General features: G+C 31.9%; 12 protein-coding genes. 7 read left to right on the top strand and 5 right to left on the bottom strand.

Annotated elements, in window-relative coordinates; all coding sequences use genetic code 11:
* Positions 1-52 precede the first annotated feature (52 nt).
* Positions 53-1,000: a magnesium transporter CorA family protein gene (locus ACZ267_RS01130; protein ID WP_015364735.1), complete on the bottom strand. Its 948-nt coding sequence runs from the start codon at positions 998-1,000 to the stop codon at positions 53-55.
* Positions 1,001-1,061: 61 nt separating this feature from the next.
* Positions 1,062-1,670, bottom strand: coding sequence for a TetR/AcrR family transcriptional regulator (locus ACZ267_RS01125; protein WP_023373866.1), 609 nt, complete (start codon positions 1,668-1,670; stop codon positions 1,062-1,064).
* Positions 1,671-1,832: 162 nt separating this feature from the next.
* Here ACZ267_RS01125 and ACZ267_RS01120 point away from each other — a divergent pair, with 162 nt between their 5' ends.
* Positions 1,833-3,110, top strand: a complete 1,278-nt coding sequence (locus ACZ267_RS01120) for a YhgE/Pip domain-containing protein (RefSeq protein WP_047211025.1) — start codon at positions 1,833-1,835, stop codon at positions 3,108-3,110.
* A gap of 134 nt (positions 3,111-3,244) precedes the next feature.
* On the opposite strand, the gene ACZ267_RS01115 is transcribed toward ACZ267_RS01120, so the two are convergent.
* Both ACZ267_RS01115 and ACZ267_RS01110 read right to left on the bottom strand, forming a co-directional pair.
* On the bottom strand, positions 3,245-3,652 hold the full coding sequence (locus tag ACZ267_RS01115) for a lipocalin-like domain-containing protein (protein ID WP_079448969.1): 408 nt from the start codon (positions 3,650-3,652) through the stop codon (positions 3,245-3,247).
* Between the two features lie 36 nt (positions 3,653-3,688).
* Entirely contained in the window at positions 3,689-4,444 is a 756-nt protein-coding gene (locus ACZ267_RS01110; RefSeq protein ID WP_047211023.1) for an SDR family NAD(P)-dependent oxidoreductase, read from the bottom strand.
* 299 nt (positions 4,445-4,743) lie between these two features.
* On the opposite strand from ACZ267_RS01110, the gene ACZ267_RS01105 reads away from it, so the two are divergent.
* A complete protein-coding gene (locus ACZ267_RS01105; RefSeq protein WP_047211022.1) occupies positions 4,744-5,658 on the top strand; it encodes a LysR family transcriptional regulator in 915 nt (304 codons plus the stop codon).
* Positions 5,659-5,717: 59 nt separating this feature from the next.
* On the opposite strand, the gene ACZ267_RS01100 is transcribed toward ACZ267_RS01105, so the two are convergent.
* Positions 5,718-6,632, bottom strand: a complete 915-nt coding sequence (locus tag ACZ267_RS01100) for a phosphatase PAP2 family protein (RefSeq protein WP_047211021.1) — start codon at positions 6,630-6,632, stop codon at positions 5,718-5,720.
* A 348-nt stretch (positions 6,633-6,980) separates the two neighbouring features.
* Here ACZ267_RS01100 and ACZ267_RS01095 point away from each other — a divergent pair, with 348 nt between their 5' ends.
* From ACZ267_RS01095 to ACZ267_RS01075, 5 genes are all read left to right on the top strand, one after another.
* A complete protein-coding gene (locus ACZ267_RS01095) occupies positions 6,981-7,760 on the top strand; it encodes an SDR family NAD(P)-dependent oxidoreductase (RefSeq protein ID WP_079448968.1) in 780 nt (259 codons plus the stop codon).
* 167 nt (positions 7,761-7,927) lie between these two features.
* The gene (locus ACZ267_RS01090; RefSeq protein WP_047211020.1) at positions 7,928-8,347 is read left to right on the top strand and encodes a MarR family winged helix-turn-helix transcriptional regulator; all 420 of its coding nucleotides are present in this window, start codon (positions 7,928-7,930) and stop codon (positions 8,345-8,347) included.
* Positions 8,348-8,443: 96 nt separating this feature from the next.
* Positions 8,444-9,799, top strand: a complete 1,356-nt coding sequence (locus ACZ267_RS01085; RefSeq protein WP_002467488.1) for an MATE family efflux transporter — start codon at positions 8,444-8,446, stop codon at positions 9,797-9,799.
* Between the two features lie 406 nt (positions 9,800-10,205).
* Complete coding sequence (locus tag ACZ267_RS01080) at positions 10,206-11,459, top strand: copper resistance CopC/CopD family protein (protein ID WP_058714540.1); 1,254 nt, start codon at positions 10,206-10,208, stop codon at positions 11,457-11,459.
* A gap of 11 nt (positions 11,460-11,470) precedes the next feature.
* Positions 11,471-12,061, top strand: a complete 591-nt coding sequence (locus tag ACZ267_RS01075; protein ID WP_002467380.1) for a YcnI family protein — start codon at positions 11,471-11,473, stop codon at positions 12,059-12,061.
* Positions 12,062-12,205 lie beyond the last annotated feature (144 nt).

Genomic DNA, 12,205 nt, shown 5'->3' with positions numbered 1-12,205 from the left:
GTTAGAGTATATTGACCTCTAGTACTGTCCATCTTTTTATATTTAAAACTGGTTATAACTTCTGTTTTCGCCATAAGTATACACTGACAATCGCAACAAGTATCAGTGAGATACCAACAACGATAATCCAAGAAATATAACTATGATCATCTAATGGTAATGGAACGTTCATACCAAAGAAACTAAATACAAGTGTAGGTAGGGTTAGTAAAACCGTAAACATGGTTAAAGTTTTCATAATGGTGTTCATATCATTAGATAATAGTGACGCATAGGATGTTGTAATACTTTCTAAAATACGTTGATGTAACTCAGTAGTTTCGATGGCTTGGTTATTTTCAATGATTAAATCTTCAAGTAACTCTTCGTCATCTTCAAATCGTTTAATAGCAGGCAAACGGAATAATTTTTTAATAATGGTATCGTTTCCTTTTAATGCGGCTAAAAAGTAAACTAAACTTTTTTCGACTTCCATTAATTTGAAAAGTTGTTTATTTGTAATATTATTTTTTAATTCTCTTTCAATACGGATTCTTGATTTATTAAGCAATCTTAAGTTTCTATTATAATGGTTCGCAATAGTAGTTAATATTTCTAGAGCGAAGCGACTATGAAATTTTAGATTAATATTATCTTGTCTTGAAAAGTTCTCTAAGAATTCATTTTCAGCATCACAAATTGTCATAACGATACCATTTCCAATGACGATACCAAGCGGAATGGTAATAAATGATAAAACACTACGATTAGTAGAATTGATTAATGGTAAATCGATAATAATGAGAGAGTAACCAGTATCTTCATCATATTCGATACGTGCACTTTCTTCTGAATCTAATGGATCTCGTATAAAATCTTCAGGTAAATTGTAGTGATCCATTAAATATTCGATTTCTTCTCTATCAGGTTCAACGACATTAATCCATAATGGTTGTTGATCTATAGGTGTTTCAATAATTTCATTATTCATTTGATTTGAATGTTTATATGCAGTGATCATTTGTTAAAGTCCTTTCAAAGCTTTTTTTCAAACGCATCACTATGTTTAACGAGCAATGTGTTTAATTCAAATGGTTATATCTCTGTTCGGCCATAATCCTTAGTGGGCCATAATAAATAATTTTAAAGATGTGTGTAACTAATTCGTCAACAGAGATACGGTTTGTGTCTAATACCCAATACCTAATGATAGATATTGTAGCACCAGATACGTAACTATGAAAATACATTTCAGGAATACCTTCAATTTCATTATCAACACTAATTTGATTTTTCATATTTTCTTGAATCAAATCAATGATCTTTTCTTCTAAGCGACTTTTTCTTTCTAAACTCAAAATAGTATTGTAAAAGTCTAAATTATCATACACATGTTGAATAATGTTACGCAACACTTTATCGATAAATAATGTCGCTATCATTTCAACATTATCGCCTTGAATCTCTGAGAATTGAGTGAATTTAGAAATTTGATCAATACATTCATCTTCCATATCAGTGAGAAGTAGGTATTTATCTTCATAATGTAAATAAAAAGTACCTCGGTTGATGTCAGCTTTATCTGCAATATCTTGAACTGTAATATTTTCAAGGCCTCGTTCTTTCAATAATTGTATAAAAGCGTGCTTAATTGCAGATTTGGTTTTGCGAACGCGTCTATCTTCTTTCAAAAATGTAAAACCTCCCTTAGTTAATAGACAATATTCATCATTGTGTTCAATAACGGACGTTTTTCTATTAATTGATTGTTGTTTATTTATTTAAACTCATTATAATTGGAAAAGTGATAAATATTCAACACAATGTTGAATTGCTTCAAGGGAGGAAAAGTTATGAATATATTTAAAAGCAAATTATTATGGTTGACACCAATCGCAATTATATTACTATTAATGCTTTTTGCAATTGCATTCTATCCAGCGTTTAATCCTAAACCTAAAGATATGCCAATCGCAATTGTGAATCACGATAAAGGCACTTCTATTCAAGGTAAAAAAATGAATATTGGTGACAAACTAGAAGATAAATTATTAGATAGTGATTCTAAAGCAATTAAATGGGTCAAAGTAGATAGTGAAAAAGATGCTAAAAAAGGCATGGAAAATGAAAAATATTATGGCGCTGCTATTTTTGAAAAAGATTTTTCTAAACATGCAATGAGTAAAACTCAAAAAGTAGTCATGGACAGCAAAAAAGCTGAAATGAAAGAAAAAGTTGAATCTGGTGAAGTGCCAGCTCAACAAGCACAAATGATGGCTAAAAAAATGGGCAATCAAAGTGTTGATGTCAAACAAGCACAATTGAAAACTATTGTGAGCCAAGGATCAAGTTTACAAGGTTCTCAAATGGCTACAAATGTATTGTCAGGTATGGGTGACAATATTAATAAACAAATTACAAAACAAAGTCTTCAAACATTAGAAAAACAAAATGTTAAAGTTGATGCGAAAGATATTAATTCTGTAACTAATCCAGTTAAAGTGGATAATGAAAAAATCAATAAAGTGAAAGACCATCAAGGTGGCGGTAACGCACCATTCTTAATGTTTATGCCAATTTGGATGGGATCAATTGTTATCTCAGTACTATTATTCTTCGCATTTAGAACAAGTGGCAATATTAAAATTGCACATCGTCTAATTGCTTCTGTAGGACAAATTGTATTTACAGCTATTGCAGCGTTCGCTGGTAGCTTTGCATACGTGTATTTTATGGGAGGCGCACTTGGATTTGACTTCGATCATCCAAATCGTGTTGCGATCTTTGTAGCGTTAGCGATTATGGGATTTGTTGGTTTAATACTAGGAACAATGACTTGGTTAGGTATGAAATCAGTACCAATCTTCTTCCTTGCAATGTTCTTTAGTATGCAAATGGTAATGTTACCAAAACAAATGTTACCTAAGTTCTATCAACATTACATTGTAGATTGGAATCCATTCGTACATTATGCTACAAGCTTAAAAGAAATCATTTATATGAATCATCATATTGAATTAAACTCAACAATGTGGATGCTTATTGGATTTATGATTTTCGGTGCTGTGTCTAGTTTATTAGCAGCAGCAATTAGAAAACATAGTACAAAACGTACTGAAGTACCATCATAAAGTTAAACTTTTAAATAAACACTGTTGATAAGCTGTCTAAGCTTATCGACAGTGTTTTTATGTATATATAAAAGAGCAATCCCTTATTACTGGGATTGCTCTTTATGTTGTGTATATTAATGATTAACACGTTGCTAAACGAGTTTTTGATTTGGGTTATTTCCGTTTTCAATGCTAAGTGTATTGCCTTCAAGTTTGAATATACGTGGTTGTGTATCACCTAACCAAGTTGGATTCATACTTACATTCATCGTATGATAAACGGTTTGGTTTTCTTCATCTAATTCATATTTACCAGCATAAGCTAAATAGCCGTGTGCAGCTTCTGCCATTTCATCTTTAGTACCTGTGTGAAGGTCACCAGATGCATATGCAGGACGACCTTGTTGCATCAATTGAGCTGACATATAACCATCTGGATTATACATAATAAAACCAGTTGCATCTTTGCCTAGGGGATAGAAAATTTGACCATTTTCATCTTCATCCTGATAACTTACTAATGCCCATGTACCGATTAATTGTTCTTGTAATTGACTCATATTAAAAATCCTTCTTTCTTAATTATTAATAATGAATTATGCGTTTGAACCGCCAGATACGCTGATTGTTTCACCTGTGATAGCAGATGCGCCATCTGATGCTAAGAAAACAACAGTATCCGCAATTTCAGAAGGTTCTAATAAGCGATTCATTGGCGATTTACTAGTAATATGTTTTTCCATTGCTTCTTGTTCAGTAGTACCATCTTGTTCTGCTAATTTTGCAAGTTGATTTTCGATTAATTTTGTACGAACTGGACCAGGTAATACAGCATTTGCAGTGATACCATCATCTACTGTTTCAAGCGCAATCGTTTTTGTGAAACCAATTTGTGCGAATTTAGATGCTACATATGCTGATTTGAATGGATCAGCCATTTCACCATGTGCGGATGAAATAGTTACAATACGGCCTTTTTGTTGTTGTTTCATGCTTGGTAATACGTGTTTAGTCATTAAGAATGTACCTGTTTGAATAACGCCAATAACTTGGTTCCATTTGTCTAATGGGAAGTCTTCAATTTTAGAGATATATTGAATACCTGCATTGTTAACTAAAACATCGATAGCACCATATTGATTAGTTACGTCATTGATAGCATTTTTAACAGTCGTTTCATCCATAACATCTACTTGATAGGCAACACCTTTTTTTAATGATTGTGCTGCTGATTCAGCTGCGTCTTTGCTCATATCAAAAATGAATACACGATCACCTTGTTGATCAAATGCTTGTGCGATAGCATAACCAATACCTTGGCCAGAGCCTGTAACGATGACATTTCTATTCATACATAATTCCTCCTAAATGTGATATTTGACCTAGAATAGGTCGAATATTGTTTTAATAGTAAATAAATTGTGAAAGAAGTTATAATAAATAATACGCCAAACTGAAGTGTTGAAAATCAATTCTAAAGAAGAACTACAAGTTGGGTATATTTAGAGATAACTATTCAATTGTTTTAAGTATTAATTTATGTCGATTTGATGACAATTACTATTATCTGCCTGAAAGTGTGATTTGTAAAAGACTTATTGAGATATTAAAACCATAACCAAATGGTTATACAGAGAAAGTGGTGAGTTAAATGATGAATACAAATTCAGTTCAATATTTAGAGGCAGTTGGACGCTTTGGGAGCATCTCTCAAGCAGCCAAACATTTATATATTTCTCAGCCTTATTTGAGTAAATTTATTAAAGAAGTAGAATCAGAATTAGGGGTAACACTGATAAATAGAGATAGTAATCCAATTACATTAACGTATGCAGGAGAACGTTATTTGGATTATATGAATCAAATCAAATATACATATAAAGAAATGAAACAAGAATTACAGAATATCTCAGCATTGAAAAAGGGAAGATTAGTAATAGGTGTGAATCCTATATTAGCAGCGCACACGTTATATGATATATTGCCTGAATTTATAAAAGCGTATCCAGGTATAGAATTAAAGTTAATAGAAGAGCCGTCACATCGAATTGAACAACTTCTTATAGATAATAAAATAGATATCGCATTAACGATATTACCGTTTTATCAAGGGACTTTTAAATATGATGTTTTATATTCAGAAGCGATTTATTTAGCATTACCACCCGAATATTCATCGCGTTTAAGTCATCAAAGTGAGGATAAAAATGTGGAAGACATACATGATGTTATCAAAAGTGACCGTTTTATTTTATTGAAACCTAACATGGCGTTAAGACATCTTACAAATCAAATTCTAGAAAATGATGGTATAACACCACATATAGTGATGGAGACAATGAGTGTGGATAATGCATTAAGATTAGTTAATGAAGGATTAGGCATGACATATGTCCCCGAAAGTGTTAAAAATAGCATGCCTCAGTTTAAAGAACAATTTATCAAACTTGATACATCTAAGTATGCAAATCATGTTGTTTTAGCTTATAAATATGACAAACTCAATCATTTATCCAAAAGTGCTAATGCATTTTTAGAAATGGCAAAGTCAATTTATAGGGACTAAAATAATAGCCAGAGACATCATTTAAGTGTCTCAAGCTACTATCAAAAATATGCTGTTCTTTAATCGTGGTGTTCCGCTGTATGATTGGCTGTTAACTTTTTGATTAGGAAATCAGCGATTAACATTAAACTAAACATGATGATTAAGCTCATAGTGACATCACTTGTAAAGTGAGCGCCTATTCTGATTCTACTTAGAGCCATCAGTACACTATAGATTAATCCTATGATAAACATCCATTGTCTTGTTGATAGTTTTTTAAAGTAAAATGCAAAGAACATGAAGAAAGCACCGTTGCCAGTGTGACCTGAAGGGAAGGAACTATGTCCCGTATTACCATTAATTGTAAGCCAATTGGTAAAATGACCAGCTTTATCCTCTATTTCATATGGTCTAACACGTCCCCACAGTTCTTTCATATTATCTACAAGTTCTAGGCCAATGAGTAATACCATAAAGCTAACAATAGAGACTTTGAATAATCTTTCTAATTCTGACATATCAATACGTTTTAACCAAAATTGATAACAAATTAAGGCAATAATGATTAAGATAATGAATGAAATTAAGAAACTTAATCCAATTGATAAAGCTTCACCAGTGTTTCCTTCGTTATTTGCCATACCCATAGGTTTATGCTTTTTAATATTTTCTGATGTAGACATCATGTATTGAACTGTTTCAGATACCAATGCATTAGTCTTAATTAATGTATAACCAAAAGATACAATTAAAATGATAGCTTGTGCCAATCTATTTTTAAATGTCTTAAACACATAATAGTTAAAAATAATCATAGATATAATAAGTACAAATGTGGGTGGGAAGAGTCCATAATTTTGGAAAATAGTGCCAAATAAAGAGTTTTGATCCATTAAATGTTTAGAAATAGATTGATCTAAAAACGTTGCAGCACATAAAACAACAATAAGAATACCTAAAGTAGCTGAAGCGAGTTTTTTTGAAATAACCATATGATCCCCCTAGATGTTATGTATTTGTAAAGCAAGATTCCAAGAGACATAACTATACAAAGTTTTCTAATAGTATAGTTATGTCTTGTTAAAGGGTAGTAATCAATTTTTAAGTCATTGTGTTGTGAATATTAAGATTATGTAAATGTAAAATTTTGAATAAAATGAATAACCTCTGGAAATACTGTCGAGTAAATATGAGTGTTCATTTATGCAAAATAAATTTCAATTTTATCTCATAAGTGTAATATGAAAAATATTTATCGATTAAAGTAAGCGTTTGCACTATGAATTTAACTCGATTTATTCTAAAATGAGCATATATACAAACATAAGGAGATGGATTGAATGTCAGTATTAGATAAATTTAAATTAGAGAATAAAGTTGCGATTGTTACAGGAGGTGCGTCTGGTTTAGGTAAAGCCATGGGGAAAGCTTTAGCTGAAGCGGGTGCCAATCTTGTGATTGCTGATATGAATTTAGAAGTTGGTCAACAAACAGCTAAAGAATTCGAAGAAGAAACAGGTAACAAAGCAATCGCTTGTGAAGTAAATGTCACAAATATTGATCAAGTTAACGCTATGGTAAAAGAAACAATGGATACTTTTGGTCATATCGATATTTTATTTAACAATGCAGGTATTAATGAACATGTTGATTTTGAAGATATGCCATACGAACGTTGGAAAAAAACGATGGATGTTAACTTAAATAGTATGGTATTAGTAACGAACGCTGTAGGAGAAGTATTCCGTAAACAACAAAGCGGTGTTATCGTTAATACATCATCAATGTCAGGTGTTATTGTTAACACACCACAACCACAAGCAGCATATAATACATCTAAAGCAGCTGTTATCATGTTAACTAAAAGTTTAGCTAACGAATGGGCTAAACATAATATCCGTGTCAACACTATTGCACCAGGATACATGAAAACAGAATTAACTAAAGATTATTTCGCTAAAGGTGGCGACATGATTGATACTTGGATGAACATGACACCAATGAATCGTCCAGGTGTTCCTGAAGAATTACAAGGTGCTGCGCTTTACTTAGCTTCAGATGCGTCATCATTCGTTACAGGATCAGTCATTACTGTTGATGGTGGTTACACTGCATTATAATAATGAAGATTTATAAAGCTAGCTCATATTTGAGTTAGCTTTTTTATTATTTATAGGTCTATATACCTGTTTAATAATCAGAAAATTAGAACTTTAATATATCGGTTGTAAATTTGAAAAAGCATGTTATTATATTACTTAGATATCTAACTAAATGAGGTGAAGCGATGGAATTAACGTATCAATTTTTATTAAGAAGCTTAGCGCACCAAATGAAAAACTATGCGGATCGAAGGTTAGATGATTTTGGAATTACTCAAGAACAGAGTCATACATTAGGTTACATTTATCGACATCAAGAAAAGGGCATTTCACAAAAGGACATCATGACGACGTTCGATAGAAAAGGTTCAACAGTTAGTAGTATATTAAAAAATCTCGAAAAGAGAGATTTAGTATATCGAAAGGTAAATCCAGAAGATACACGAAGTAAAATTTTGAAACTAACTGATGAAGGTATAACATTAGTCGAGTCATTTACAAAGGTCTTTGATGAAATTGAAGAGCGTATGATTTTAAATTTTGCCGAAGAAGATAAAATAAAATTAAAAGAATATTTAGAACAGATGATGAAAAACTTAGAATAATGCGTGGTTATTGCTATTGATAATAACCACATTATTTTTCAATATATAGTTAGAAATCTAACTGTTAGTCATCTAACGAAAAAGGGAGTAAGAATAATGAAAGACGAACAATTGTATTTTTTTGAAAAAGCACCAATCTTTAAAGCAATGATGCATTTCTCATTGCCAATGATGATAGGAAGTTTATTAAGTGTAATTTATGGGATTTTAAATGTATATTTCATAGGATTTTTAGATGATAGTCATATGATTTCAGCTATCTCATTAACATTGCCAATCTTTGCAGCTTTGATGGGATTTGGTAATTTATTTGGAGTTGGTGGTGGAACGTATATTTCACGACTACTGGGTGCCAAAGATTATAGTAAAAGTAAATATGTAAGTAGTTTCTCAATATATGGTGGATTACTATTTGGTATTATCATTGCATTAATTACAATACCATTTACAGATCAAATTGCTCAAATATTAGGAGCACATGGTGAAACCATTCATTTCACAAGTGAATATTTAAGAATTATGTTCTTAAGTGCACCATTTGTTATTGTATTCTTTATTTTAGAACAATTTGCACGTGCTGTTGGCGCACCATTTGTATCAATGGCTGGTATGTTAGCAAGTGTTGTATTAAATATGATTTTAGATCCAATATTAATTTTTGGATTTGATTTAAATGTGGTTGGAGCAGCTTTAGGAACAGCAATTTCAAACTTAGTAGCTGCGGTCTTCTTTATCATTTATTTTATGAAAAAAATTGATTCTTTATCTGTAAATATTAAATTTGCCAAACCTACAAAAGAAATGATGGCAGAAATTTTCAAAATTGGTATTCCTGCTTTCTTAATGGTAGTACTTATGGGTGTAACTGGATTAGTATTGAACTTATTCTTAGCTACTTATGGTAACTATGCGATTGCTAGTTATGGTATTCAATTTAGATTAGTACAATTCCCAGAATTAATTATTATGGGGTTAAGTGAAGGGGTTGTACCATTAATTGCTTATAACTTTGTTGCTAATAAATCAAGAATGAAAGATACAGTTAAAGCAGTTATAGTATCTATTTTTGCGATCTTTGCAGTAAGTATGGTAGTTGTGTTCATCTTTGGACACCAAATTATTCAATTATTTAGTACTGATCCACACATTGTTAGTCTAGCAACATTTATGCTACAAGTTACAATGACATCATTACTATTAAATGGTATTGGATTCTTATTTACTGGTATGTTACAAGCAACTGGACAAGGACGTGGTGCAACGATAATGGCTATTTTACAAGGAACAGTCATTATTCCAGTCTTATTCGTTATGAATAGTTTGTTCGGTCTAACTGGTGTAGTATGGTCATTATTAATTGCTGAGACATTATGTGCTTTAGCAGCAATGTTAATCGTTTATTTATTAAGAAATAAACTAACTGTTGATAAAGAAGCTTTATTAGAAGAATAATCATTAGTATTCAAATGGAGGTTGAGACATAACGTTTTTGTGCTTTGGGAAACCGATTAACGGCGTCCCAAAAGCAGGATTATCGGCAGAAGGGACCCAACATAGAGAAATTGGTATTCCAATTTCTGCAAACAATGCAAGTTGGGCAAACGCTCACGATTCGACAAAATTTGGAAAACAATTCAAATGAACAAACTCAACTATTGAGTTTGTAAGAACTACTAACCTATGAATAAGGAAGTAGTTCTTTATCATCGTTCGGTTCTGCTCAAATCCTAAACGCGTTTGTCCTGACCTCTTTTTTGTCTAATTCGTGAACAATTTTTAATATTATTGTGAATGATAATGGTAATCGTTATGATGTAATGTGGAAAGAAAGTTGAAGTAATAAAGATAGGGGGATTCGATGGTACATATTAAAAGGTACCCAAAAATCGTTATTGCTTTAATAATGATTTGTTTTCTTTCGTTGATGCCATCACTGATGAATGAAGCTTCAGCTCATGCAACTTTGGAAAAGACGAATCCTAATCAAGATGGCGTTGTAAAACACATGCCTAATGAGATTGAATTAGAGTTTAATGAACCTGTTAACTCTAAGTATTCCAATATCACATTATACAATGATAAAGGAAAAGAATTAGGTAAAGTGAAACCATCGACGTCTGGATGGTCTAAAACGTTAGCATTTTCAACTGACAAAGTCGGCAAAGGTACACATACAATTAAATGGCAAGCCATTTCGGCCGATGGACATGAAGTTGGAGACCAATTTGAATTTTCAGTTGGTAAAGTTACTGCGAAAGATATAGATACATCTAATGCCTTTTATGAAGAACCAAGTTTCTGGTTTGGTGTTATGAGATATATTGCGGAAGGCGCTACGATTATATTAGTTGGTTTCTTTTGGTTGAATCATATAGCCCAACGAAAGCAATTGAAGTCGTTTGATCTATTTCCAAAACAGTTTGGTATTGCATTTATGTTGATGATGTCATATGTAATGGCATTATTGCTTTACATGATGACTTTAACTTCTGACGTAGTAGATGATATTTTGTCGCTTAATATGGAGGTTTTAATGCAATTTCCATTTATTTTAAGCTCAATTGCAATGATATTATTATATGCGTTAATCATAATTAGAAATATGGATCGCATATGGTATGTACTTGTATCATTTGTAATGATTTTAACAATAGCGATGTCAGGTCATGCGTGGTCACAAACATTTCCGATTTGGTCCATTGTGATTAGGACGATACATATAGCAGGTATGACGCTCTGGTTAGGCGCACTTGTATATCTCGTATGGTATGCAATGATTAAGAAATCGTTAAATCAAATGAAGACAGTTCGCTCAATGCTATTTAAAGTAAATGTGATTGCGGTAACGATGATTATCATTTCAGGTGTGTTAATGGCAATTGATGAAACCAATATTTTGGCGATTTGGTCAAATATGCAAACATGGACAACATTAATGTTAGTTAAAATCATCGGTACTATACTTATGATGGCATTAGGATTTTATCAAACTTCAAAAGCACTTGGAAAACGTCAACAAGTCAACCGCATGACATTGATTACAGAATTGGTAATAGGGATCATACTTATTTTTATAGGTGTTATGATGAGTCAAATTAATATTCCAGGTTAAGGAGCAAAATTATGTTTAAAAAATTAATATCAATGAGTTTTATTTTATTTTTTGCATTAGGATTATTTAAAGTAGCAGATGCACATGTCACATTAAATCCTAATGAGAGTGAACCTAAATCATATGATAAATATGACGTACGTGTTCCTGTAGAACAGAATGACAACACAGTTAAAGTAGAGTTAACAGTACCCAAAGGTGTGAATCTTGAAAATGTAGCGCCGGTTGATGGGTTTAAGCATTCTTTTGAAAAAGATAAAAAGGGAAACATCACAAAAGTAACATGGAAAGCAACTGGAAAAGGTATAGGTCCAAATGAATTTATAGAATTTCCAATTGTAGCCGCTAATCCTGACAAAGAAGGCAGTTTTAAATGGAAAGCTGTTCAAACGTATGATAACGGTGACGTCGTTAAATGGGATGGAAAAGAAGATAGTGAACATCCTGCACCAATTACAACTGTGAAAAAAGGTGCAAATCCAAGTGGTTCACATAGTGATCAATCATCAACTACAAGTGGTAGTACGATTGCATTATGGATAGTATCTATTGTCGCAATTTTACTTTCATTAATTGCGATTTTTAAAAAATCACGTAAATAATCATTTCAATTAGAGGTGGAGTTATTTACCCATTGAAGTATCGCTAAATGACATAGCGACATATTTCAACGTTAATTCTCTACCTCTTTTAATATAACTTAAATTTTAAAATAATCATGATGTTGTTGTATTGTCACTTTCATA

Source organism: Staphylococcus sp. AC872, assembly GCF_979255425.1.
The sequence above is the reverse complement of the archived record's forward strand: the minus strand, read 5'-3'. Positions and strand labels throughout refer to the sequence as shown.